Source organism: Pseudomonas ogarae, from assembly GCF_014268695.2.
Classification (GTDB): Bacteria; Pseudomonadota; Gammaproteobacteria; order Pseudomonadales; family Pseudomonadaceae; genus Aquipseudomonas; species Aquipseudomonas kilonensis.
Genome location: NZ_CP077086.1, coordinates 5,359,432 through 5,382,900 on the forward strand (window position 1 = coordinate 5,359,432; position 23,469 = coordinate 5,382,900).

A 23,469-nucleotide genomic window follows, 5' to 3' on the forward strand; every position below is an offset into this window, starting at 1 on the left:
CCTCACCGCAGTAAATTTCTTTGCCAAGGCAAACATCCCCTGCAAGAGCACGCACCCATGAAACCCTCCCGCCTGCTGCTGACCTGGCTCGCCGTGCTGCTGGCCGTGAGTATCGTGCTCGGCGCGCTACGGGCCTTGGGCATGGCGGTGCCATCGGCGCTGCTGTCGATCAACTGGGGGTTGCTGTTGGCCTTGCTGGCCCTGGCGCTGCTCGACGCAGTGCGCGCCAGGCGCCTGCCCTCGCCGCGGGTACAACGGCAGATGCCGGGCAGCCTGGCCCTGGGTCGCTGGGGTGAAATCCGCTTGGACATCAGCCATGACTTTGCCCAACCGCTGCACGTGCAGCTCTTCGACCATGTACCCGATGGCCTGGACTTCGAAAACCTGCCGCTGTCGGTCGAGCTGCAACCCGGCCAGCGCAGCCAGGTCGGCTACCGCCTGCGCCCGCTCAAGCGCGGTCACTTCACCTTCGCCCGGTGCGAAACCAGCCTGCCAAGCCCGCTGGGCCTGTGGACCGACAGACGGCTGCTGGACGCGGTCGACCACACCCGCGTCTACCCGGATTTCGCCAGGCTCTACGACGGTCAACTGTTGGCGGTGGACAACTGGCTGAGCCAGCTCGGCATCCGCCAGCGACAACGGCGCGGCCAGGGCCAGGAATTCCATCAACTGCGCGAATTTCGCGAGGGCGACAGCCTGCGCCAGATCGACTGGAAGGCCACGGCCCGCCATCGCACGCCGATTGCCCGGGAATACGAAGACGAGCGCGACCAACAGATCATCTTCATGCTCGACTGCGGCCGGCGCATGCGCAGCCAGGACGGCGAGCTGTCGCACTTCGACCACGCCCTCAACGCCTGCCTGCTGCTCAGCTACACCGCGCTGCGCCAGGGCGATGCCGTGGGCCTGAACACCTTCGCCAGCGATCAGACCCGCTACCTCGCCCCGGTCAAAGGCACCGGCCAGCTCAACGTGTTGCTCAACACCGTGTACGACCTCGACAGCAGCCAACGCCCCGCCGACTACCAGGCGGCCGTCACCCAACTGCTCAGCCGACAAAAACGCCGGGCCCTGGTGGTGCTGGTGACCAACTTGCGGGATGAGGACGACGCGGATCTGCTCGCGGCCGTCAAACGGTTGGGCCAACAGCATCGGGTGCTGGTGGCCAGCCTGCGGGAAGATGCCCTCGACCGGTTGCGCCAGGCACCGGTGCAAACCTTGCCCGAGGCCTTGGCCTACTGCGGGACGGTGGACTATTTGAATGCCCGGGCCGAACTGCACAAGCAGTTGGCCGCCCACGGCGTCCCGGCCCTGGATTCGCGTCCTAGTGAATTAGGTGCGGACCTGGTGACCCAATACCTGGCCTGGAAAAAGGCCGGGACCGTCTAGGTCCTACAGCGAGCCAGCAAAGCTCCGGCTGACTACAGCGCCTTGCGCAACGGACTACAGATCCGCCAGAATCCGCCGGCTTGTGCGCTTTGGCCTTGCCCCGTAACTTGATTCGCGTCGCTGATATCCAGCGATCGGGTTTAGTCGCCCGGCGGTAAAAGTGATGTGCACAAGTTTCATCCAGTCGGGTTCCCAATCCCCGTACTTGATGGTGGCTGTGCGCAGGGCGCCCTCGGGCGCGCCGGGCTTCGCTTTTCCACCGGTCGACTAACCTGCGTCCAGCCGCCACCCTTCGTTTAGTCGCGAACCGGGTGGCAGCCCCATCATGGAAAAGTGAATATGATCAAGCCAACTCCAAATCCACCCCACGAAACCCTCGACCCCGAAAAGCTCGACGAAGCCGCTCAAAGAGCCCTCGACTACTACCTCAAGCCCAACCACGGCCAGCCCGACAAAAAGCCTTACAAACAACCGGACTACTTCATCGTCGCCCCCGACGCCGACCCCGAAGGCATGCTCGCGCACACCTACGAAACCTTCTGTTCGGTGAGCACGCTGATCCTGGATTTATCGGAAGACCTGGAAGGCGCCCCGCGCAACCTGGCCCTGGCGATTCACCAGATGGGCGAGATGGGGGTGTTGTTGCTGGAGAAGATGCTGGATAACGAGGCGAAGGTTCAGCGCTGAAGCTTTGGACTGTTTCTGAGTAACCTGTGGGAGCAAAGCTTGCTCCCACAGAGGTATCAACCAGGCTGGTTATTCCATAGCCCGATCTCAGGCCGATGCCGGCAACGAATGAAAACTGAAATACTGCTGCAACGCGCTGACCAGTTGCCCGTACTCCGGCGGCGCCCACTGCAGGCTGAAACCGGCGTCGAAATGCTGCGGCGTCACGTCTTCGCGGCACCACAGGCAATTGGCTCTGAGCACAATGTTCTGCTGCGGTCCCTCATCGGAAGGGATTTTCAGGTGCAGGTCAAAGTCCGCGCCGACCATCAACGGTAAATGGCTGATCAGCATCAGGCCATCTGCAGAAACGTTGCCCAGGAAACCGATGGGCTTGCCGTTGACGCCATTAAACACTCTCAGGAAACACGGCAGTTGCTGCCGTTCGATTCGCCGTTTTTTGTACATGTCCTGTATCGCTTTTTGAACGACCCCGAATCGGGGCAACCTAACACTTCGGAACGAGCATACGTCGGCTCGCTCTCCCCGATCCCGGTGCCAGACGCTCACAAACGTCTTGGCCTTACTGCTGCCGGTCACAGGTGCCGCTTGAAGTTAGAGATTTAGCTCTAGTGACGATTTGTACAAATATAGCTCATGGTCGTGTAGCAGCCAGTCCTTGCGCACACCTTTCATAAACAAAAACACGCCAGGCGCTTGTGGCCGGGGATCGTCCCGGCCAATGGCTTGGTGAGCCTGTCAGGACGCCGTCGGGCGGATCGCCGACGCGCTGCGGGTCGGGTAATGGCCCAAGCTCTGCAGGGTCTCGAGCCGGGCGCGGGCGCGGAAGGCGTATTCGCTGTTAGGGTATTGGGTGATGATGAACTGGTAGGTCTGCGCCGCATCGATAAACAGCTTCTGCCGTTCCAGGCACTGGCCGCGCAGCATCGAGACTTCCGGCTGCATATAGCGACGGGCACGGCTGGCGCGGTCGACCTGGGACAGCTCGAGCATGACCTGCTCGCAATTGCCGCGGTCATAGGCCTTGTAGGCCAGGTTCATGTGATGGTTCATCGACCAACGGGTGCAGCCCGTGACGCTCAGGGCCAGGGCAACAAAAAGCACGAATCGCATGGGAGGTTCTCCTGTCTTGAGCTCTGTATCGACCTGGGCCAGAAAATCTTCAGCCCGAAAACGCTCGCCATGGTGAACACCTGTGGCGAGGGAGCTTGCTCCCGCTCGGTTGCGTAGCGACCGCAAAATCCTGGGGCCGCTGCGCAGCCCAGCGGGAGCAAGCTCCCTCGCCACAAGAGCGATGTTCGGCTTTAGTAGTTAAAGGCGCAAAAATTTTCAGGAATGTTCATTTCGAAAAACAAACGAAAAAGTAGTGCATATGAACAATGACTACACCCAAAGAGCATAGTAGCCTTCGCTGGCGCTTGAACTTGAGGAGTCTTGCATGTCCGTCCGTCGCACCAAAATCGTCGCTACCCTTGGCCCGGCCAGTAATTCGCCGGAAGTTCTCGAACAGCTGATTCTGGCTGGCCTGGACGTTGCCCGCCTGAATTTCTCCCACGGCACCCCCGACGAGCACAAGGCTCGTGCCAAGCTGGTGCGCGACCTCGCCGCCAAGCACGGCCGCTTCGTTGCCCTGCTGGGTGACCTGCAAGGCCCGAAGATCCGTATCGCCAAATTCGCCAACAAGCGCATCGAGCTGAAGATCGGTGACGCCTTCACCTTCTCCACCAGCCATCCACTGACCGAAGGCAACCAGCAAGTGGTCGGTATCGACTACCCGGACCTGGTCAAGGACTGCGGCGTGGGCGACGAGCTGCTGCTCGACGACGGTCGCGTGGTAATGCGCGTCGAGACCGCCACCGCCACTGAACTGCACTGCGTCGTGACCATCGGCGGCCCGCTGTCGGACCACAAAGGCATCAACCGTCGCGGCGGTGGCCTGACCGCACCGGCCCTGACCGAAAAAGACAAGGCCGACATCAAGCTGGCCGCGGAAATGGAAGTCGACTACCTGGCCGTGTCCTTCCCGCGTGACGCTGCTGATATGGAATACGCCCGTCAACTGCGCGACGAAGCCGGCGGTACTGCCTGGCTGGTGGCCAAGATCGAACGCGCCGAAGCCGTGGCCGACGACGAAACCCTCGATGGCCTGATCAAGGCGTCTGACGCCGTGATGGTGGCCCGTGGCGACCTCGGCGTGGAAATCGGCGATGCCGAGCTGGTGGGCATCCAGAAGAAGATCATTCTGCACGCACGCCGCCACAACAAAGCGGTGATCGTCGCGACCCAGATGATGGAGTCGATGATCCAGAACCCGATGCCGACCCGCGCCGAAGTGTCCGACGTAGCCAACGCCGTACTGGACTACACCGACGCCGTGATGCTCTCGGCCGAAAGCGCCGCCGGCCTCTACCCGCTCGAAGCGGTGCAGGCCATGGCACGCATCTGCATCGGCGCTGAAAAGCACCCGACCAGCAAGACTTCCAGCCACCGCATCGGCAAGACCTTCGAGCGTTGCGACGAGAGCATCGCCCTGGCGACGATGTACACCGCCAACCACTTCCCGGGCGTGAAGGCGATCATCGCCCTGACCGAAAGTGGCTACACGCCGCTGATCATGTCGCGCATCCGCTCCTCGGTGCCGATCTACGCGTTCTCCCCGCACCGCGAAACCCAGGCGCGCGCGTCCATGTTCCGTGGCGTCTACACCGTGCCGTTCGACCCGGCCGCCCTGCAACCGGGCGAAGTCAGCCAGGCGGCGGTGGATGAACTGGTCAAGCGCGGCGTGGTGCAGACCGGTGACTGGGTCATCCTGACCAAGGGCGACAGCTACCACACCATCGGCGGCACCAACGGGATGAAAATCCTGCATGTTGGCGACCCGATGGTCTGAGTGACCGAGCGCTAAAAAACAAAAGCCCTGCCATGTGAATGGCGGGGCTTTTTGGTTTTTGCCTGCAAGAAATGTGGCACTTGGACTGGCCCCATCGCGAGCAAGCTTTGCTCCCACAGTTCGGCCGGCGTACACATCTCACCTGTGGGAGCGGGCTTGCTCGCGAAGGCGTCGGCCCATTCAAAATGGATGCAAGCTGACCCACCGCTTTCGCGAGCAAGCCCGCTCCCACAGGGGTTTTGTGTTGAACACATTATTCGTGAACACCACAGACCTACTGTGGGAGCAAAGCTGAACTGGCCTAATAATTCCGGACACCTCTTAAGGGCGATATGATTTCGCCAATTTGGAGGTTCCATGAAAGAAAGAAGAGTCTTTTCCCGCGAGTTCAAACATCGTGCGGCCAGCATGGTGATTGATGACAACTGTTCAGTACAGGAAGTCTGCGCGTCGCTGGACATCAGTGCCACCGCATTACGACGGTGGGTGGACCAGGTTCGCAAGGAGCAAAAAGGTCAGCCAGTTCAAGGCACCAAGGCCATTACTGAGGATCAACGGCAGATTCAGGATCTGAAAGCCAAGATCAAACGCATGGAAATGGAAGCCGAAATCTTAAAAAAGGCTACCGCTCTCTTGATGTCGGATCCCGATCGTTTTCGATGATCGCGGAGCTAAGAGAGTCATTCCCGACCGCCATTCTGTGTCGCGTTTTCGATGTGAAGCGCAGCAGCTTTTACGAGTGGCTACAGCGTCTCTCGCGGCCTAAGATCGAGCGCGAAGAACTCAAGGGGAAGGTGGTTGAACTGCACAGCGAAAGCCGGGAAGCCATGGGGTCCAGAACGATCAGCAAGCATCTGAAGGCCCAAAACATAGCGGTCGGCAGAAGCCTTGTTAGAACACTGATGAGGGAAGCCAACATTGTCAGTAAACAACGCCAGCCTCACCCATTCAGGTCCAAAGGAGTTGAAGCATTTGTCGCACCCAATCTGCTCAAGCGTAATTTCAAGCCGACCGTGGTCAATCAGGTCTGGTGTGGCGACGTTACAAGCTTGATGGTGGGTAAACGCTGGGTTCATCTGGCCATTGTGATCGACTTGTTTGCTCGCCGGGTCATTGGCTGGGCATTTTCGCTGGTCAATGACGCCAACCTGGTCAGCAAGGCGTTACGCATGGCGATAGAGCTTCGAACATGCCCACCTGGATTGATGTTTCATTCGGACCAGGGCTGTCAGTACACCAGCCGCAAGTTTCAAGAAGAGTTGATGCGTCATGGCATTTTGCAAAGCATGAGTCATCGCGGGCAGTGCTGGGACAATGCTCCAACAGAACGTTTTTTCGGCACCCTGAAGTCAGAATGGGTCCCTCGCAACGGTTACAGCACGAGCGAGGAAGCACAAACCGATATGGTGCGCTTCTTCATGTACTACAACCGCACCAGGCTCCACAGCTACAACGACTACCTATCGCCAATAGCCATGGAGCAAAAAGCAGCATAAACACCGTAACTGGTGTCCGGATTTACTTGACCAGTTCAAGCTTGCTCGCGATGACGCCGGGCCAGGCGCTGCAAAACCCAATGCCTGTTGATAAACCCCGACAACGCGGCTACCTGCGCCCTCTTCCTCAATCACCTTGCGCAACTGTTCCCGGTCTGGAAATCAGCGCTCAACCACGAGGCAGGAAGACGTCGGCCAGCACTTGATTGCGCGGCAAGCCCGCCAGGTACAAGCGCTTGGCAAAGGCCTCGACCCGGTCGGGATGGCCGCAGAGCAAGGCCTGGGTTTGCCGGGAAACAAGCCGCAGTTGCGCCAAGGCAGACGGCGCCTCGGCCGCGGTCAGCAGCTCCACGCTGAGGTTTTGATGCTTGGCCGCCAGCGCCGCCAGGGGTTTGGCCAGGTAATGCCCGGCGGCATCATGGGCAACGTGAATAAGGCGAATCGCACCTTGGTGATGCTGGCGCAACGCTTCGCGCAGCAAGCCAAACAACGGCGCCAGGCCAGTGCCGGCAGCGAGCAGCCACAGCGGCCTGTCGTGCCAGTCGGGGTCGTAATGCAGGGCGCCGCCGCGCAATTCACCCAGGCGGATCGGGTCACCGGCCTTCATCTGCCGAGCCGCATCAATGAATTGGCCGGGCTCTCGACAATCGAGGTGGAACTCCAGAAATCGGTCTTCCTCGGGCAGGCTCGCCAGGGAATACGGCCGGGCTACGTCGCCGGCCCACAGCACCAGATGCTGCCCGGCCCGATACCGCAGCGGCCGCTCGGGGGTGACGCGCAGGCGCAGCACCTCGCCACCGAGCCAGTCCACCGCTGCCACGTGAGCGGCCTGGCCGTCGCGTTGCGGGTCGAAGGTGTGGATCTGCACATCCTCGACTACCTGGCATTGGCAGGCCAGCCGCCAGCCCTGGTCGCGTTGCACCGGGTTCAAGGCATCGGGACGACTGTCGCGTACATCGCCGCCCACGCACTGCACCAGGCAGGCGTGGCAACTGCCGGCACGACAACTGTAGGGCACGGCCACGCCGGCACCGTTCAACGCGTCCAGCAGGTTACTGCCCGCCGCCACCGTCCATTGCCGACCGGCGACTGTCAGTTCAGGCATCGACGTTCTCCCAAGCGGCGGCGCACCGATTGCGGCCGTCTCGCTTGGCACGGTACAGGGCCTGGTCGGCACGCTGCAACGCGTTGTCCAGGTCATCGCCCATGTCCAGCATTGTCATGCCCGCCGACAAGCTGAGGGCGCCGACCTGCAGGCCGATCAGCTCGACTTCGGTGAACGCCAGCCGCAACCGCTCGCAACAGGCCGTCAGGCGCGACGGATCGCAGGCAGGCAGCAGCATGACGAACTCTTCACCGCCATAGCGGGCCAGCACATCGCCTTCGCGCAGGCACGCCGTGGCGACCGCGGCAAATGCCTGCAACACCTGGTCGCCGGCAGCGTGGCCGTGCAGGTCGTTGATGCGCTTGAAATGGTCGAGGTCGATCAGCGCCAGGCCATGGGCGATGCCGGGCCTGAGGGTGTTGAGTTCGCGCGAAGCAAGGCGCAGGAAGTGCCGGCGATTGAACAGCCCGGTCAGCTCATCGGTGGCCACCAGGTCTTCGAGCTGGCGCATCATCCCGCGCAAGGTGTCCTGGTGCGCCTGCAGGGCAAACCGCCGCTGGCGCATGCGCTGGCGTGATATCTGGACGTAGCGGGCGTAAAACACCAGCCACACCAGCACGAGAAACAGCACGGCCACCTGCAACCCGGCCAAGGTGGGGTCGGGAAGCCTGAAGAAATAACCGTCCCAAAGGGTAATCGCGGCGAAGCTGATGAACACCAGCGTCGCGCAACGCACAAAGGCCCGGCGTGACAGGTGGAACAGCCCGAACAACAGGATCAATACATAAAACACCAGGAACACGCCCCGGGCCTGGTCCAGGTGCGCCATCATCCAGGTCTGCCAGCCCAGGCCGATCAGCACCTGAGCTTCGGTGAGGCTGGGGTCGGCGAAGCGCAGGTTACGGTCGGTGATAAACAGCGCGAACAGTCCGGCCTGGCACAGCACCACCAACACGCTGCCGATGATGACACCGCGCAACGAATCGAGGTAATGACCACTGAAAAATGCCAGCCACAACAAAACCAGTGCCAGCGCGTACGTCGCGGCCGCCAAAGCGAAGCGTTTCAGCAAAAGACGTTGAATGGCGTTATGGGTCAATCGTTGACTCACCATGGGAAAGGAAACTGACAGGAGGCGTCCTACGCTACAGGCCAGACGCCACTTTAGTGGCGTGTAGGACAAATGACCATTCAATTCTGGAGCAGAAAAATGGCGTCAAAGCAATGGCCTAGATTGACGCAGTGGTTCGAGGCCTGACACATAGCCTGCACATCGCCCTGTTGGGCTGTGGGGGCAAGGCTTCTGTGGGAGCAAAGCTTGCTCGCGATGAAAATGACGCGGTCTCCCGGGGAGTCGAGGCGCCTGCATCGCGAGCAAGCTTTGCTCCCACAGCCTTGCTCTCACAGCTCGCTCCCACAGGGGGCCGGCCTGCGATATACTGCCGCGCCTTTTTAGCGTCGCGCCAGCATGCCCGGCGTGCCTTATAGAGGTGCCGCCCGTCGACCGATGCACCCAAGCGGCCGGCACCTTATTGAATGTTCCCGTCTTTAGAGAGGAGCGCGACTCATGACCGTGATCAAGCAAGATGACCTGATACAGAGCGTTGCCGACGCTTTGCAGTTCATTTCCTACTACCACCCCGTGGATTTCATCCAGGCGATGCACGAGGCCTACCTGCGCGAAGAATCGCCGGCAGCCCGTGACTCCATGGCGCAGATCCTGATCAACTCGCGCATGTGCGCCACCGGCCATCGGCCGATCTGCCAGGACACCGGCATCGTGACCGTGTTCGTGCGCGTGGGCATGGACGTGCGCTGGGATGGCGCGACCATGAGCCTGGACGACATGATCAACGAGGGCGTGCGTCGCGCCTACAACCTGCCGGAAAACGTCCTGCGTGCCTCCATCCTCGCCGACCCGGCAGGCGCACGCAAAAACACCAAGGACAACACCCCGGCGGTCATCCACTACTCCATCGTCCCGGGCAACACCGTGGAAGTGGACGTGGCGGCCAAGGGCGGCGGCTCCGAGAACAAGTCGAAGATGGCCATGCTCAACCCGTCCGACTCCATCGTTGACTGGGTACTGAAAACCGTTCCGACCATGGGCGCCGGCTGGTGCCCACCGGGCATGCTCGGCATCGGCATCGGCGGCACCGCCGAGAAAGCCGCGGTCATGGCCAAGGAAGTGTTGATGGAGTCCATCGACATCCACGAGCTCAAGGCGCGCGGCCCGCAGAACCGTATCGAAGAGATGCGCCTGGAGCTGTTCGAGAAGGTCAACCAACTGGGCATCGGCGCCCAGGGCCTGGGTGGCCTGACCACCGTGCTCGACGTGAAGATCATGGACTACCCGACCCACGCCGCCTCCCTGCCGGTGTGCATGATCCCCAACTGCGCCGCCACCCGTCACGCCCACTTCGTGCTCGACGGCAGCGGCCCGGCATCGCTGGAAGCGCCACCGTTGGACGCCTACCCGGAAATCGTCTGGGAAGCCGGCCCGTCGGCCCGTCGCGTCAACCTCGACACCCTGACCCCGGAAGACGTGCAGAGCTGGAAACCGGGCGAAACCGTGCTGCTCAACGGCAAGATGCTCACCGGCCGCGATGCCGCGCACAAGCGCATGGTCGAGATGCTGAACAAGGGTGAAACCTTGCCAGTGGACCTCAAGGGCCGCTTCATCTACTACGTCGGTCCGGTCGACCCGGTAGGCGACGAAGTCGTCGGCCCAGCCGGTCCGACCACCGCCACGCGGATGGACAAGTTCACCCGCCAGATCCTCGAGCAGACCGGCCTGTTGGGCATGATCGGCAAATCCGAGCGCGGCCCGACCGCCATCGAAGCGATCAAGGACAACAAGGCCGTCTACCTGATGGCCGTCGGCGGTGCCGCTTACCTGGTGGCCCAGGCGATCAAGAAATCCAAGGTCCTGGCGTTCGCCGAACTGGGGATGGAAGCGATCTACGAGTTCGAGGTCAAGGACATGCCGGTGACCGTTGCGGTCGATAGCAAAGGCGAGTCGGTACACATCACCGGTCCCGCCATCTGGCAGAAGAAGATCAGTGACAGCCTGGCGGTCGAAGTGCAGTAACAGGCATTTTGGCGCGGTGAAAAAGGCCGGTGGGCAACAAGCTCACTGGCCTTTTTTTATGCAGTGATGCCACAGCCAAACCCTGTGGGAGGCTCGAAGTACATGATCGCTTGACGCAACCGCCATGCTATCGTGCCCGCCCGACTTTCCACTGGTTTACGCCAGCATGCTGCCGACTCCCCGTACCTTGCGTCTGTCGTTGTATACCTTGCTGATCCTCACCGGCGCGGCCGTTGCCGCCACCCTCGCCGTGCGCCATGCCGAACGTGCGGCCCTGGAGGAAGACGCCAGTCGTGCCAACCAGCAACTGGCACTGTACGCCACTTCGCTGCACACCCTGATCGAACGCTACCGCGCCCTGCCCGTCGTGCTGGCGCTGGACCCGGAGTTGCGCTCAGCCCTCAAGGGGCCGGTCAGCGCGGCGCAGCAGGACGCGTTGAACCGCAAGCTGGAACAGATCAACGGCGCCGCCCAGTCATCCACCCTGGAACTGCTCGACCACACCGGCCTGGCCGTCGCGGCCAGCAACTGGCGCCTGCCCAGCAGCTATGTCGGGCACAACTATGGCTTTCGTCCGTATTTCCTCCAGACCCGCACCCAGGGCACCGGGCGTTTTTATGCGGTGGGCGTGACCAGCGGCATCCCGGGGTACTTTCTCTCCAGCGCCGTGACGGGCGACAACGGCGAGTTCCTTGGCGCGATGGTGGTAAAGCTGGAATTTCCAGAGTTGGAGCGCGAATGGCGCCAGGGCAACGACACTCTGTTGGTCAGCGACGCCCGGGGCATCATCTTCATCGCCAACCGCCCGGGCTGGCGTTATCGACACTTGCAGCCGCTGAGCGACAGCGACCGCGCCGAGCTCAAGGCCACCCGTCAGTACGACAAACAACCGTTGCAACCGCTGGCCTATGAACCCGTGCGGCGCTTTGACGACAATAGCCATCTGGCCCGGGTCGAGACGCCCGACGGCTCGGCGGACTACCTGTGGGAATCCTTGCCGCTGACCGCCGAAGGCTGGACGCTGCACTTGCTGCGCCGTCCGCAGATCGCCTTCGAAGACCGTCGCAATGCCGGGCTCGCCGCCGCTGGGTTATGGCTGACGCTGGTGTTCCTGCTGCTGTTTCTCAACCAGCGCTGGCGCCTGGCAAGGTTGCGCCAGCGCAGTCGCGAAGAACTTGAACGGTTGGTCGAAGAACGTACCCGGGATCTGCGCACGGCCCAGGACGGCCTGGTGCAATCAGCCAAGCTGGCGGCCCTGGGGCAGATGTCGGCAGCCCTGGCCCATGAAATCAACCAGCCCTTGACCGCCCAACGCATGCAATTGGCGACCCTGCGCTTGCTGCTCGATCACGGTCGGGTCGATGACGCCTACAAGGCCCTCAAGCCGGTGGACGACATGCTGACGCGCATGGCCGCCCTCACCGGCCACCTGAAGACGTTCGCGCGCAAAAGCCCCAGCGGCCTGCGCGAACGCCTCGACCTCGCGGCGGTGGTCGACCAGGCGCTGCAATTGCTGGACACGCGCCTGCGCGACGAACAGGTCAGTACCGTGCTGCACCTGACTCGACCGGCCTGGGTACGCGGCGATGCGATCCGCCTCGAACAGGTGTTGATCAACCTGCTGCGCAACGCCCTCGACGCCATGGTCGACCAACCCATCAAGCGCCTGGAAGTGCGCCTGGAGGCCGATGAGCAATTGTGGCGCCTGACCGTCAGTGACAGCGGCACCGGCATCGCCGAGGAACACCTGGCCCAGGTGTTCGATCCATTCTTCACCACCAAGGCAGTGGGCGATGGCCTGGGCCTGGGGTTGGCGGTTTCGTTCGCAATCATCCATGAATCCGGTGGACGGCTGACGGCGGACAACCACGAGCACGGCGCGGTATTCTGCGTGACCTTGCCCATTGATCAGGAGGCGCAACTGCATGCTTGATTCAGTCATGGTCGTGGATGACGAAGGCAGCATTCGCAGTGCCGTCGAGCAGTGGTTGAGCCTGTCGGGGTTCCAGGTGCAGCTGTTCAGCCGCGCCGACGAATGCCTGGCCCGGTTGCCGGAGCATTTCCCCGGGGTGATCCTCAGCGACGTACGCATGCCTGGCCTCAGCGGCCTGGAACTGTTGGCCGAAGTGCGCCGCCGCGATCCCGACCTGCCGGTGATTCTGTTGACCGGCCACGGCGACGTGCCGATGGCCGTGGAGGCCATGCGCGACGGTGCCTACGACTTCCTGGAAAAACCCTTCAGCCCCGAAGCCCTGCTCGGCAGCCTGCGCCGGGCCCTGGACAAGCGCACCCTGGTCCTGGAAAACCGTCGCCTGCATGAACAGGCCGACGCCCGGGCTCGCCTCGATGGCACGCTGCTGGGGGTTTCCCGTGCGTTGCAAAACCTGCGGCGCCAGGTGCTGGACCTGGCGGCACTGCCAGTCAACGTGTTGATCCGCGGCGAAACCGGCAGCGGCAAGGAACTGGTCGCCCGTTGCCTGCACGACTTCGGCCCGCGGGCGAGCAAGCCTTTCGTCGCGTTGAACTGCGCGGCCATTCCCGAACCGCTGTTCGAGGCGGAGCTGTTCGGCCATGAAAGCGGCGCCTTCACCGGCGCCCAAGGCAAGCGCATCGGCAAGCTCGAATACGCCGATGGCGGCACGCTGTTTCTCGACGAAATCGAGAGCATGCCCCTGGCCCAGCAGGTCAAGTTGTTGCGGGTGTTACAGGAGCAGAAGCTCGAACGCCTGGGCTCCAACCAGAGCATCCGGGTGGACCTGCGCATCATCGCCGCCACCAAGCCCGACCTGCTGGACGAAGCCCGGGCCGGGCGTTTTCGCGAAGACCTGGCCTATCGCCTGAACATCGCCGAGCTGCGCCTGCCGCCGCTGCGAGAACGGCGCGAGGACATTCCCCTGCTGTTCGAACACTTCACCCACAGCGCGGCCGAACGCCTGGGCCGCTCCGCTGCGCCCCTGAGCGGCCCGCAATTGAGCCATCTGCTCAGCCACGACTGGCCGGGTAACGTGCGGGAACTGGCCAATGTCGCCGAACGCCAGGTGTTGGGGCTCGATCAACTGCCCGTCCTTGAGACGGAGCCGGGCCAGTCCCTCGCGGCCCAACAGGAAGCCTTCGAAGCCCAATGCCTGCGCGCCGCCCTGACTCGGCACAAAGGTGATGTGAAAGCCGTGCTCGAAGAACTGCAACTGCCGCGCCGCACCTTCAATGAAAAGATGCAGCGGCATGGGTTGAGTCGGGAGATGTTTTTGTAGGGCCCACCATTTTGTGGTGACTGTACTGGCGCCATCGCGAGCAGGCTCGCTCCCACATTTTGTCCGGCGTGCACATGAACCTGTGGGAGCGAGCCTGCTCGCGAAGAGGCAAGCCCGCACACCACGGCATAAGCGGATTCCCGCCCAAGCCCCCAGCCACAATGAGCGGATTCCCGCTCACGCAACACCATAAACCCCTCTAAACCGGCCTTCTGCCACCTGGCACAGCTCCTGCTATAGCCCTGTCAGGCTGCGTCCACACGCGCTCCACAAAAACAATTAAACGAAGGATCCTTCAATGGACAACTCCAACGCCCTGCCCATTGGGTCGGCTGCCGTGCCCGCCCGTGAAAGAACCACCGCCAGCCGGATCAAATCGATCTTCAGCGGCTCGGTCGGCAACATGGTCGAGTGGTATGACTGGTACGTCTACGCCGCGTTCTCGTTGTACTTCGCCAAAGTCTTCTTCCCCAAGGGCGACACCACCGCCCAATTGCTCAACACCGCCGCGATCTTCGCCGTAGGCTTCCTGATGCGCCCGATCGGCGGGTGGTTGATGGGCCTGTACGCCGACCGTGCCGGTCGCAAACGTGCGTTGATGGCTTCGGTGTACCTGATGTGCTTCGGCTCGCTGATCATCGCCCTGAGCCCGAGCTACGAAACCATCGGCGTCGGCGCACCGATCCTGCTGGTGTTTGCCCGCCTGCTCCAAGGCCTGTCGGTGGGTGGCGAGTACGGCACCTCGGCGACCTACCTGAGCGAGATGGCGACCAAGGAACGTCGCGGCTTCTTCTCCAGCTTCCAGTACGTGACCCTGATCTCCGGCCAGCTCATCGCCCTGGGCGTGTTGATCGTGCTGCAACAGACCCTCACCACCGAAGAACTGTATGCCTGGGGCTGGCGCATCCCGTTCGCCATCGGCGCGCTGTGTGCGGTCGTGGCGCTGTACCTGCGACGCGGCATGGAAGAAACCGAGTCGTTCACCAAGAAGGAAAAGGCCAAGGAAAGCGCGATGCGCACCTTGATGCGCCATCCAAAAGAGCTGATGACTGTGGTCGGCCTGACCATGGGCGGCACCCTGGCGTTCTACACCTACACCACCTACATGCAGAAATACCTGGTGAACACCGTCGGCATGAGCATCTCCGACTCCACCACCATTTCCGCCGCTACGCTGTTCCTGTTCATGTGCCTGCAACCGGTGATCGGCGGGCTGTCGGACAAGATTGGCCGCAGGCCGATCCTGATTGCCTTCGGCATCCTCGGCACCCTGTTCACCGTGCCGATCCTCACCACCTTGCACACCATCCAGACCTGGTGGGGCGCGTTCTTCCTGATCATGGCCGCGCTGATCATCGTCAGCGGCTACACCTCGATCAACGCCGTGGTGAAAGCCGAGCTGTTCCCCACCGAAATCCGCGCCCTGGGCGTCGGCCTGCCCTACGCGCTGACCGTGTCGATCTTCGGCGGCACCGCTGAATACATCGCCCTGTGGTTCAAGAGCATCGGCATGGAAACCGGCTACTACTGGTACGTGACGGCGTGCATCGCCGTGTCGCTGCTGGTGTACATCACCATGAAAGATACCCGCAAGCATTCGCGGATCGTCACCGACTGACATTCCAGTCGGACAAACAAAAGGGGCGAACCTGAACAGGTTCGCCCCTTTTTTTCGCTCCCTGCCTAAAGATTTATCCGAGATTAATCTCTGGTTAATGCCCGTCTTCCATCCTCACGCTCAACAGAACGCCATTTGATACGCCGGTAATGGGCCTCATTGACCGTTCTGTGGCAACCGATAACTAATCGATTTAATAGATATTTTTAAGCATTTTTTTGCGCTTTTTAATCAAATTAACGAGCGTAATATGAATTCCACACCCAGGCACTCACGCCAAAACATTCTGGAGCACGACCATGAAAACCAAACTGATCATCGCCCTGACCCTGTCCGTACTGGCCGCCAACACCTTCGCTGCCGACGGTTTCGACCGCACCAGCTCTGCCATCGCCGCCGACGGTTATGACCGTACTAGCGCTGCCACTGTTGCGGCTGATGGCTTCGACCGCACTAACGGCGCCACCGTCGCTGAAGATGGCTTCGATCGCACTGGCGGCGCCACCGTCGCTGAAGATGGCTTCGATCGCACTGGCGGCGCCACCGTCGCTGAAGATGGCTTTGACCGCACTAACGGCGCCACCGTCGCTGAAGATGGCTTCGACCGCACTGGCGGCGCTACCGTCGCTGAAGATGGCTTCGACCGCACTGGCGGCGCTACTGTCGCTGAAGATGGCTTCGATCGCACTAACACTGCTGCCATCAGCTAATCCGATAACGACACCCTCACAGCCCGGCTTCGGCCGGGCTTAGTTATTTATGGGTTACAGGAAAACGGGCAGCCTTAGTCGAGCACAAAGTGAAAATCACTGAAGAACTAATGTGGGAGCGAGCCTGCTCGCGATGACATCATCCGACGCGGCAACGGTTGCGGGTCGTAAACAGCTATCGCGAGCAGGCTCGCTCCCACAAAGGTATCGGGCGCTCAGGTTTTGCTTGCTCGGCTGGAAATAACTCACCAACCCTTGCACTATCCCTTCGTTTTCAAACCATTCAGGACCCGGCCCGATGCCCGACGATATCCATTTCTACGAACCCGCCAACGGCCACGGCCTGCCCCATGACCCGTTCAACGCCATTGTTGGCCCGCGCCCCATCGGCTGGATTTCGTCCCAGGATGCCGAAGGTCGCCTGAACCTGGCGCCCTACAGTTTCTTCAATGCGTTCAACTACATCCCGCCGATCATTGGGTTCTCCAGCGTCGGGCGCAAAGACAGCCTGAACAACATCGAACAGACCGGCGAATTCGCCTGGAACCTGGCCACGCGCCCGCTGGCCGAGCAGATGAACCAGAGCTGCGCGATGGTCGCGCCAGAGGTCGATGAGTTCGAACTGGCGGGTTTGACGACCGCCCCGTCACGCGTGATCCAAGTGCCGCGCGTCGCCGAAAGCCCAGTGTCCTTCGAATGCAAGGTCACGCAGATCATTCAATTGCAACGGGCGGACAAAGGACTGGTGCCGAGCTGGCTGATCCTCGGCGAAGTGGTCGCCGTGCATATCGCCCAGTGGCTGTTGAAGGATGGGGTATACGACACCGCCGCCGCCGAGCCGATCTTGCGCGGTGGCGGGCCGGCGGATTATTTCCAGTTGGGGCCTGAGGCGTTGTTCAAGATGCATCGTCCAAAGTAGGAGCAGCGCGATCCCCTGTGGCGAGGGAGCTTGCTCCCGCTTGGGTGCGAAGCACCCACAAAAAAAAGGGGCCGCTTCGCAGCCCAGCGGGAGCAAGCTCCCTCGCCACAAAAGCACTCACATCAATGCTGATTACCAGACCAACCCGCCCTCGTCGTCGACACCCTTGAGGTGGGTCAGCTGCAGGGCTGCCGCTTCATCGGCTTTGACAGCAGTGTCGAAGGTCTGCTCTTCAAGGATCTTGTTGAAGCGCGGCGCACCTGAGCCGCCGATGGCCTTGGTGGCAATGGCGGCATGGTAGCCGCCGCCTTCCTTGGGAACGACTGCGGAAACAGCTTCAAAGGTTTCAAAGGCTTTACGTGCCATGTCTTGTGCATCCTGGCGGTGGAAAATGACGCTCATTAAACCTTCAACCAACCAGTTTGTGTACCTGCGCCCGGCACCCTTCGGTCGCCTGGGCGGCGGAAACTTCCCGGAAGGTGTGGAAATCCAGACTGCTCACCACCAGGTCCTGCACCAGCTCGGAGAAAATCGCCATGGCCGGTGAATTGAAGTAGGCGTCCATCGACGGCTGATTGACCCACAGCCCGGACACCAGCCACAAATCAGCGTCGCATTGCGATTGCTGCAAGGCAAAGTGCAAGCAACCGGGAGCCTGGCGCGAGGGCGCGATCAGCGTACTCAGGCGCGCCCCCAGTTGCCTGGAGCAACCGGCACGGGCCCGGACGAAAGCCATGTGGCTGACGGGGATCTGTGTAGTCATGTTCAACCCTCCCAGGTAATCCGTTGTGCAGCCGGGGACAGGCTGCGACAGGATCAAAGGTTAAGCGCCACGACGCCAGCTTCGTTAGTCGGATCCTGCCGACCCATTGCACAATCCTGCGCATCGACGTAACAAAAATCGACACGAATAGGGCTGAAACCGGGGAAGTTGAAACAAAAGGTTTCAAGCAAGTTTCCACAGCGTTGCACCGTCATGGCCCCTTGCGCCGTGCAGGATCAGGCAAGCTTTCAACAGGATGTTGCTACCGCTGCGCCTTGCACAAACATAAGCTTTTGTTCATCGCTCCCTACCGCCTGAGGATCCCGGCATGTCGCCACTCGACCACGCCCACGTCCCGCTGGACACGTATCTGGAACAACAGCGCGCCGAACTGGCGTCGATCATCGACCGCAACACCAGCGAAGACGGCAGCTACGCCACGGCCATCGGCTCGCTGAACCTGTCGCGCCACAGCAAGCCCCAGAATTTCGCCCCGGTGCTGGCCCAACCGGCGCTGTGCATCATGGCCCAGGGCAGCAAACAGGTGCGCCTGGCGGATGAGTTCTTCAACTATGACCCGCTCCACTACCTGGTGGTCTCGGTGTCGATGCCGTTGAGTGGCTGCATCGCTGACGTTTCGCCGCAAGAGCCAATCCTCGCCTTGCGCCTGGACATCGACCCGGCGGAAATCACCGCGTTGATCGCCGACGCCGGCCCCCTGGGAGTGCCGACCCGCCCCGCCGGGCGCGGGCTGTATGTCGAACGCCTGGACACGCCGACGCTCGACGCCGTGCTGCGCCTGGCGCGGCTGCTCGATACACCGAAAGACATCGCCATGCTCGCCCCGCTGGTGCGCCGGGAAATCCTCTATCGCCTGTTGCGCAGTCCCCAGGGCTATCGGCTGTACGAAATCGCCATCGCCAACAGCCAGAGCCATCGCATCAGCCAGGCGATCAAATGGCTCAACGGCCATTTCGAGCAGCCGCTGCGCATCGATGACCTGGCCCGGGAAGTGAACCTCAGCGTCTCGACCCTGCATCACCGCTTCAAGGCCATGACCGCCATGAGCCCGCTGCAATACCAGAAACAACTGCGCTTGCAGGAAGCCCGCCGGCTGATGCTCGCCGAAGGGCTGGAAGCCTCGGCGGCGGGGTATCGGGTGGGTTATGAAAGCCCTTCGCAGTTCAGCCGCGAGTACAGCCGGTTGTTCGGCGCGCCGCCGTTGCGGGATCTGGCGCGGTTGCGAATGACCGTTTGACCTGGGGTTTGTGGTGACTGGGCCGGCCCCATCGCGAGCAAGCTCGCTCCCACAGGGGTTCGCTGTTCACAACAATCTATTGTGGGAGCGAGCTTGCTCGCGATGAGGCCCGCAAAGACACCTCATTTCTTGAACTCAGGCACCGAGCAACCGACACGCCTGCGCCGGTATGGTCACCGACACCGCATGCCCAATCCCCAGGTCCATGCCCTGGCAAGGCGTGCTCAGCGCGGTGAACGAGATCCCGGAACATTCCACCGTGGTCTCGACGGTCGCGCCAATGTCGCGCACGAACGTCACCTTGCCCAGCAACCGGTTACCCGCCGAGGCCTGGGGCGAGGACAGTTGCAGGTCTTCGGGACGCACCAGCAACTTGATCTTCTCGCCAGCGATGACGCTATGGCTGGCCGGCACGTCCAGCGTGTCCCCGCCCGGCAGCCCGACCCGTCCGTTGCCCAGCGTCGTCGCCGGGAAGATGTTGCCTGAGCCGATGAAGTCGGCGACGAATTCATTGGCCGGGTGCCGGTAGATCTCGATCGGCGTACCGACCTGTTGCACCCGATGTTCCCCCAGCACCACGACGATGTCGGCCATGGTCATGGCTTCGCGTTGATCGTGGGTCACCAAAATGGTGGTGATGTTCAACCGCTGTTGCAGTTGGCGGATTTCCACTTGCATCGACTCGCGCAGCTTGGCGTCCAGGGCCGACAGCGGTTCGTCCAGCAAGAGGATCTTCGGCCGGGCAGCAATGGCCCGGGCAATCGCCACGCGCTGGCGCTGGCCGCCGGACAGTTTCGCCACGGGCCGATCGATCATTGCCTGGAGCTGGATCAGTTCCAGCAACTCCACCACCCGCGCCTGTTGCTCGGCCTTGCCCACGCCCCGCAGCTTCAGCGGATAGGCGATGTTCTCGCCGACGGTCATGTGGGGAAACAGGGCCAGCGATTGAAACACCATGCCGAAGTTGCGCAGGTGCGCCGGGGTGTGGCCGATGTCTTGGCCATCCAGGCGGATTTCGCCGCCGCTGAGGCTTTCCAGGCCGGCGATCATGCGCAGCAAGGTGGTCTTGCCACAGCCCGAAGGCCCGAGGAAACACACCAGTTTGCCCTCGGGCAAATGCAGGTTCACGTCCGTGACCGCACAGGCCGAGCCGTAATGTTTCTCGACGTTTTCCAGTATCAGTCCAGTCATGTCTTCACCTCGAAATCAAAAGGAAACGCCGCCTTAGCCCACCAGCTTCTCCAACGCCCAGATCAGCACGAAGTCGATCAGCACGATGAGCACGGCAAACGAGAAAACGGTGGGGTCCAGCGACGACACGGTGCGGCTGTACATCCAGATCGGCACGGTCATGACATCGATGGTGTAGAGGAAATAGGTCACGGTGAATTCGTTGAACGAGACAATGAACGCCAGCAACATCCCGGCAAGGATCCCCGACTTCATCAACGGCACCACCACATCGACGATGGCCCGCCGTGGTGTCGCCCCGAGCATTCGCGCAGCTTCTTCGACTTCACTGCCGATGCCCAGCATGGCGGCGGTGCAGTTCTTCACCACGAACGGCAACGCGAGGATGACGTGGGCAATGACCAGCCGCGAGGTGGTCATCTGGAACGGCAGGCTGTCGAACACCAGCAGCAGCGCCAACCCCAACACCACCATGGGAAACACCAGCGGCAGCGACATCAGTTGCAACGCCACGGCCTTGCCACGGAACTCGCAACGGGTCAGCGCGTAGGCCGCTGGCACGGCGATCAGCGTGGCGAATATCATCGTCAGGCTGGCCACCCACAAACTGGTGCCCATGGCCTGGCCCAGGCTCAGCACATCGCTGGCATCCGGCGATACGAAGGTGTGCCAGGCCGCCCGATACCATTGCAGGCTGTAGCTGCTCGGCGGAAAGTCCAGGTTCGCCGCGCCGCTGAAGGACATGACGATCATGGTCAGGATCGGCATTACCGCCAGCAACAGAATGAAGCCCGACAGCAGCCCCACTGCGCGCCCGGTTTCACCGGGCAACAGCGACTGGCGTTTTTTGCTAAACACGCTCATTGAGAAGCCTCCAGCATCCGCCGACGACGGCCGGTGAAATATTCGGACAGGGTCATGATCATCAGCGTGGTGACAATCAGTACCACCCCGGCGGCGGACGCGGCGGGCCAGTTCATCAACGGGGCAATCTGATCGTGGACCATCACCGCCAGCATCGGCACCCGCCGCCCGCCCAACAGCAGCGGCACGACAAAGCTGCTGGCGTTGTAGGCAAACACCAACGTCGCGCCAGTGATGATGCCCGGCAGGCTCATGGGCAGCACCACTTGGCGGAACACCTGGAAGCGGCTCGCGCCGAGGGTGGCGGCAGCCTCTTCATAACTGCGGGCAACGCCACGCATGGCGCTGGCGATGGGCAGCACGGCCAGCGGGAAGGCCGTCTGGACCAGGCCCATCAACACACCATTCTGGTTGTACAGCAGCATGATCGGCCGCTTGATCAGGCCCAGGCCCATGAGTGCCTGATTGAGCATGCCGGCAGGGCCGAGGATCACTAGCCAGCCGTAGCTTTGCAGCAGCAGGTTGACCAACAGCGGCAACAGCACCGCCGCCAGGAACATCCGCCGCAACAACGGCGAGGCCAGGCGCGACATGGTATAGGCCACAGGGATCGCCAGCAGCACGGCGATCACCGCGCTGATCAACGCAAGGCGCAAGGTCAGCAGCAGGGACTTGAGGTAATAAGGCTCCAGCAACTGCCCGTAGCTGGCGAGGCTGAACCCACTCCACTCCGCGCCCTTGGTGCCGACGCTCATGCGCAGCACCAACAGGCTGGCAGCGATCAGCACACCGAGAAACAACATCGACGGCGACAGGAACAGCCAGGCTCGGCGGGTAGGGGAAATCTCCCGGGGTGGACGCATGGGCGCGACACTCTGGTGATGGGTTAACGGTAGGTGTTCCATGGCAGGATCTCGTCAGTGGAGAACGACAGAACAAACACAATCTCAAAACAACCCAATCCCCTGTGGGAGCGAGCTTGCTCGCGAAGGCGGCGGCACAGCCAACATCTCCATCAACTGACCCACCGCTATCGCGAGCAAGCTCGCTCCCACACTGGATCCCGGGTGGTCACAGAGGTCGCGCACCCCCAATTCCCTATGCTGGGTAGGCGGTGTCTGGCATTCGTTTCAGGAAGAGAAGATTTCCGTGTACCGGCGAATCCATTGGTCATGCACCGTCGCCAGGAAGGCGTTGTCGTGCATGATCGCTTTGTCGGCGATTTGCTCCGGGGTGAGGATGTAGGGGCTCTTGCGCGCTTCGCTGGAGATGATGGCCTTGGCGTTGACCGGGCCGTTGAAGATGTCTTCGGCCATCTTGCCCTGCACCAGCGGGTCGAGAGAGTGGTCGATGAAGGCGTAGGCCAGGTCGGTGTCGCCCGGGCGGTTTTTCGGCATGACCGAGAGCATCAGGTCGGTGTAGAAACCTTCTTTCATGCCGAACGTCGCCCCCAGGCTGTAGGCCGGGTCGCGGATCTGCTTGGGGAAAAACGCCGGCGCGTACAAGCCGCCCATATCCAGGGAACCGGTGCGAAACAACTCGGCGATCTGGTTCGGGTTTTCCCCCAGGGTCACCACCCGCTCCTTGAGCTCGGCGAGTTTCTTGAAGCCGGGTTCGATGTTGTGTTCGTCACCACCGGCCAGCTTGGCGGCGATGATGATCAGGTCCATGGCCTCGGTCCAGTTCGGCGGCGGCAGGAAAATGTTCGGCGCCAGGTCCGCATCCCAAAGTGCGGCGTAACTGTCCGGCGCCTGACTCAAGGTCCGGGTGCTGTAGACCAGGCTGTTGCACCACAGCAGGTAACCAATGCCATGGCCGCCGGCACCCGTGCGGTATTGCGCCGGCACGTCGGCCAGGTTGGGAATGCGGTTGAGGTCGGGCTTTTCCAGCAGCCCGGCGGCGGCCAGGCCCTCGGCGCCGACGCCGGCCAGGGTGATGATGTCGTACTGCGGTCGGTCGCCACCGGCCTTGAGCTTGGCGACCATTTCCGAGGTGCTGCCGGTGCGGTCGGCAATGACCTTGGCCCCGGTCTTGGCCTCGAAGGTGGCCGCGATGTTGCGCAACGCCGCCAGCCCGGTGTCATCGGACCAGGTGAGCAGGCGCAGGGTCTTGCCGACGAACCGCGTATCGCTGGCCCGGGCGCTGATGAAGGGCACGCTCATGGCGGCCGCCGCTACCGAAACCACACTTGCAGTCTTGATGAATTGACGCCTGTTCAGATCATGCTCGCCCATGGA

At 61.9% G+C, this 23,469-nt stretch carries 22 protein-coding genes; 12 read left to right on the forward strand and 10 right to left on the reverse strand.

Annotated elements, in window-relative coordinates:
* Positions 1-57: 57 nt before the first annotated feature.
* Positions 58-1,389, forward strand: a complete 1,332-nt coding sequence (locus HU749_RS23615) for a DUF58 domain-containing protein (RefSeq protein WP_186650349.1) — start codon at positions 58-60, stop codon at positions 1,387-1,389.
* 339 nt (positions 1,390-1,728) lie between these two features.
* Positions 1,729-2,076, forward strand: coding sequence for a DUF6124 family protein (locus HU749_RS23620; RefSeq protein ID WP_046062649.1), 348 nt, complete (start codon positions 1,729-1,731; stop codon positions 2,074-2,076).
* A gap of 87 nt (positions 2,077-2,163) precedes the next feature.
* Here HU749_RS23620 and HU749_RS23625 read toward each other — a convergent pair whose 3' ends face one another.
* Positions 2,164-2,523 carry a PilZ domain-containing protein gene (locus HU749_RS23625; RefSeq protein WP_079303548.1) on the reverse strand — a complete coding sequence of 120 codons (360 nt, stop codon included), beginning with the start codon at positions 2,521-2,523 and terminating at the stop codon, positions 2,164-2,166.
* A 291-nt stretch (positions 2,524-2,814) separates the two neighbouring features.
* The gene (locus HU749_RS23630; protein ID WP_046062650.1) at positions 2,815-3,189 is read right to left on the reverse strand and encodes a tetratricopeptide repeat protein; all 375 of its coding nucleotides are present in this window, start codon (positions 3,187-3,189) and stop codon (positions 2,815-2,817) included.
* Between the two features lie 325 nt (positions 3,190-3,514).
* On the opposite strand from HU749_RS23630, the gene pyk reads away from it, so the two are divergent.
* The 3 genes from pyk to HU749_RS23640 all read left to right on the forward strand — a co-directional run bounded on the left by pyk (position 3,515) and on the right by HU749_RS23640 (position 6,462).
* A complete protein-coding gene (gene pyk, locus HU749_RS23635) occupies positions 3,515-4,966 on the forward strand; it encodes a pyruvate kinase (protein WP_018605630.1) in 1,452 nt (483 codons plus the stop codon).
* A gap of 357 nt (positions 4,967-5,323) precedes the next feature.
* Positions 5,324-5,629: a transposase gene (locus HU749_RS29305; protein WP_038858942.1), complete on the forward strand. Its 306-nt coding sequence runs from the start codon at positions 5,324-5,326 to the stop codon at positions 5,627-5,629.
* Positions 5,626-6,462, forward strand: coding sequence for an IS3 family transposase (locus HU749_RS23640; protein WP_225919112.1), 837 nt, complete (start codon positions 5,626-5,628; stop codon positions 6,460-6,462). Before HU749_RS29305 ends, HU749_RS23640 begins: the two co-directional genes overlap by 4 nt.
* A 169-nt stretch (positions 6,463-6,631) precedes the next feature.
* Here HU749_RS23640 and HU749_RS23645 read toward each other — a convergent pair whose 3' ends face one another.
* Both HU749_RS23645 and HU749_RS23650 read right to left on the reverse strand, forming a co-directional pair.
* Positions 6,632-7,567: an iron-sulfur-binding ferredoxin reductase gene (locus HU749_RS23645; protein ID WP_186652475.1), complete on the reverse strand. Its 936-nt coding sequence runs from the start codon at positions 7,565-7,567 to the stop codon at positions 6,632-6,634.
* On the reverse strand, positions 7,560-8,666 hold the full coding sequence (locus HU749_RS23650) for a GGDEF domain-containing protein (protein WP_079303562.1): 1,107 nt from the start codon (positions 8,664-8,666) through the stop codon (positions 7,560-7,562). The genes HU749_RS23645 and HU749_RS23650 overlap by 8 nt, the downstream gene beginning before the upstream one ends.
* Before the next feature lie 468 nt (positions 8,667-9,134).
* Here HU749_RS23650 and HU749_RS23655 point away from each other — a divergent pair, with 468 nt between their 5' ends.
* From HU749_RS23655 to HU749_RS23680, 6 genes are all read left to right on the forward strand, one after another.
* Positions 9,135-10,658, forward strand: coding sequence for a fumarate hydratase (locus tag HU749_RS23655; RefSeq protein ID WP_079303552.1), 1,524 nt, complete (start codon positions 9,135-9,137; stop codon positions 10,656-10,658).
* A gap of 166 nt (positions 10,659-10,824) precedes the next feature.
* Positions 10,825-12,591, forward strand: coding sequence for a sensor histidine kinase (locus HU749_RS23660; RefSeq protein WP_186652474.1), 1,767 nt, complete (start codon positions 10,825-10,827; stop codon positions 12,589-12,591).
* Complete coding sequence (locus HU749_RS23665; RefSeq protein ID WP_014339956.1) at positions 12,584-13,909, forward strand: sigma-54-dependent transcriptional regulator; 1,326 nt, start codon at positions 12,584-12,586, stop codon at positions 13,907-13,909. The genes HU749_RS23660 and HU749_RS23665 overlap by 8 nt, the downstream gene beginning before the upstream one ends.
* 298 nt (positions 13,910-14,207) lie before the next feature.
* The gene (locus HU749_RS23670; protein ID WP_079303553.1) at positions 14,208-15,527 is read left to right on the forward strand and encodes an MFS transporter; all 1,320 of its coding nucleotides are present in this window, start codon (positions 14,208-14,210) and stop codon (positions 15,525-15,527) included.
* Between the two features lie 299 nt (positions 15,528-15,826).
* Entirely contained in the window at positions 15,827-16,237 is a 411-nt protein-coding gene (locus HU749_RS23675; RefSeq protein ID WP_186652473.1) for a heme utilization protein, read from the forward strand.
* A 298-nt stretch (positions 16,238-16,535) separates the two neighbouring features.
* The gene (locus HU749_RS23680; RefSeq protein ID WP_186652472.1) at positions 16,536-17,156 is read left to right on the forward strand and encodes a flavin reductase family protein; all 621 of its coding nucleotides are present in this window, start codon (positions 16,536-16,538) and stop codon (positions 17,154-17,156) included.
* A 132-nt stretch (positions 17,157-17,288) separates the two neighbouring features.
* On the opposite strand, the gene HU749_RS23685 is transcribed toward HU749_RS23680, so the two are convergent.
* The gene (locus HU749_RS23685) at positions 17,289-17,522 is read right to left on the reverse strand and encodes a hypothetical protein (RefSeq protein ID WP_046062691.1); all 234 of its coding nucleotides are present in this window, start codon (positions 17,520-17,522) and stop codon (positions 17,289-17,291) included.
* Positions 17,523-17,565: 43 nt separating this feature from the next.
* Entirely contained in the window at positions 17,566-17,919 is a 354-nt protein-coding gene (locus HU749_RS23690) for a putative quinol monooxygenase (RefSeq protein ID WP_186652471.1), read from the reverse strand.
* Positions 17,920-18,247: 328 nt separating this feature from the next.
* Here HU749_RS23690 and HU749_RS23695 point away from each other — a divergent pair, with 328 nt between their 5' ends.
* Positions 18,248-19,177: an AraC family transcriptional regulator gene (locus HU749_RS23695; protein ID WP_046062657.1), complete on the forward strand. Its 930-nt coding sequence runs from the start codon at positions 18,248-18,250 to the stop codon at positions 19,175-19,177.
* Positions 19,178-19,312: 135 nt separating this feature from the next.
* On the opposite strand, the gene HU749_RS23700 is transcribed toward HU749_RS23695, so the two are convergent.
* From HU749_RS23700 to HU749_RS23715, 4 genes are all read right to left on the reverse strand, one after another.
* Positions 19,313-20,368: an ABC transporter ATP-binding protein gene (locus HU749_RS23700; protein ID WP_046062658.1), complete on the reverse strand. Its 1,056-nt coding sequence runs from the start codon at positions 20,366-20,368 to the stop codon at positions 19,313-19,315.
* A 33-nt stretch (positions 20,369-20,401) separates the two neighbouring features.
* Complete coding sequence (locus HU749_RS23705; RefSeq protein WP_186652470.1) at positions 20,402-21,232, reverse strand: ABC transporter permease; 831 nt, start codon at positions 21,230-21,232, stop codon at positions 20,402-20,404.
* Positions 21,229-22,137, reverse strand: a complete 909-nt coding sequence (locus HU749_RS23710) for an ABC transporter permease (protein ID WP_014339965.1) — start codon at positions 22,135-22,137, stop codon at positions 21,229-21,231. The genes HU749_RS23705 and HU749_RS23710 overlap by 4 nt, the downstream gene beginning before the upstream one ends.
* Positions 22,138-22,362: 225 nt before the next feature.
* Positions 22,363-23,466, reverse strand: a complete 1,104-nt coding sequence (locus tag HU749_RS23715; RefSeq protein WP_095963391.1) for an ABC transporter substrate-binding protein — start codon at positions 23,464-23,466, stop codon at positions 22,363-22,365.
* Positions 23,467-23,469 lie beyond the last annotated feature (3 nt).

Excerpts from the sequence above, each read along its gene's own strand:
- HU749_RS23615 (WP_186650349.1), top strand. The coding sequence starts at position 58 with ATGAAACCCTCCCGCCTGCTGCTGACCTGGCTCGCCGTGCTGCTGGCC.
- HU749_RS23620 (WP_046062649.1), top strand. The coding sequence starts at position 1,729 with ATGATCAAGCCAACTCCAAATCCACCCCACGAAACCCTCGACCCCGAA.
- HU749_RS23625 (WP_079303548.1), bottom strand. The coding sequence starts at position 2,523 with ATGTACAAAAAACGGCGAATCGAACGGCAGCAACTGCCGTGTTTCCTG.
- HU749_RS23630 (WP_046062650.1), bottom strand. The coding sequence starts at position 3,189 with ATGCGATTCGTGCTTTTTGTTGCCCTGGCCCTGAGCGTCACGGGCTGC.
- pyk (WP_018605630.1), top strand. The coding sequence starts at position 3,515 with ATGTCCGTCCGTCGCACCAAAATCGTCGCTACCCTTGGCCCGGCCAGT.
- HU749_RS29305 (WP_038858942.1), top strand. The coding sequence starts at position 5,324 with ATGAAAGAAAGAAGAGTCTTTTCCCGCGAGTTCAAACATCGTGCGGCC.
- HU749_RS23640 (WP_225919112.1), top strand. The coding sequence starts at position 5,626 with ATGATCGCGGAGCTAAGAGAGTCATTCCCGACCGCCATTCTGTGTCGC.
- HU749_RS23645 (WP_186652475.1), bottom strand. The coding sequence starts at position 7,567 with ATGCCTGAACTGACAGTCGCCGGTCGGCAATGGACGGTGGCGGCGGGC.
- HU749_RS23655 (WP_079303552.1), top strand. The coding sequence starts at position 9,135 with ATGACCGTGATCAAGCAAGATGACCTGATACAGAGCGTTGCCGACGCT.
- HU749_RS23660 (WP_186652474.1), top strand. The coding sequence starts at position 10,825 with ATGCTGCCGACTCCCCGTACCTTGCGTCTGTCGTTGTATACCTTGCTG.
- HU749_RS23665 (WP_014339956.1), top strand. The coding sequence starts at position 12,584 with ATGCTTGATTCAGTCATGGTCGTGGATGACGAAGGCAGCATTCGCAGT.
- HU749_RS23670 (WP_079303553.1), top strand. The coding sequence starts at position 14,208 with ATGGACAACTCCAACGCCCTGCCCATTGGGTCGGCTGCCGTGCCCGCC.
- HU749_RS23675 (WP_186652473.1), top strand. The coding sequence starts at position 15,827 with ATGAAAACCAAACTGATCATCGCCCTGACCCTGTCCGTACTGGCCGCC.
- HU749_RS23680 (WP_186652472.1), top strand. The coding sequence starts at position 16,536 with ATGCCCGACGATATCCATTTCTACGAACCCGCCAACGGCCACGGCCTG.
- HU749_RS23685 (WP_046062691.1), bottom strand. The coding sequence starts at position 17,522 with ATGGCACGTAAAGCCTTTGAAACCTTTGAAGCTGTTTCCGCAGTCGTT.
- HU749_RS23690 (WP_186652471.1), bottom strand. The coding sequence starts at position 17,919 with ATGACTACACAGATCCCCGTCAGCCACATGGCTTTCGTCCGGGCCCGT.
- HU749_RS23695 (WP_046062657.1), top strand. The coding sequence starts at position 18,248 with ATGTCGCCACTCGACCACGCCCACGTCCCGCTGGACACGTATCTGGAA.
- HU749_RS23700 (WP_046062658.1), bottom strand. The coding sequence starts at position 20,368 with ATGACTGGACTGATACTGGAAAACGTCGAGAAACATTACGGCTCGGCC.
- HU749_RS23705 (WP_186652470.1), bottom strand. The coding sequence starts at position 21,232 with ATGAGCGTGTTTAGCAAAAAACGCCAGTCGCTGTTGCCCGGTGAAACC.
- HU749_RS23710 (WP_014339965.1), bottom strand. The coding sequence starts at position 22,137 with ATGGAACACCTACCGTTAACCCATCACCAGAGTGTCGCGCCCATGCGT.
- HU749_RS23715 (WP_095963391.1), bottom strand. The coding sequence starts at position 23,466 with ATGGGCGAGCATGATCTGAACAGGCGTCAATTCATCAAGACTGCAAGT.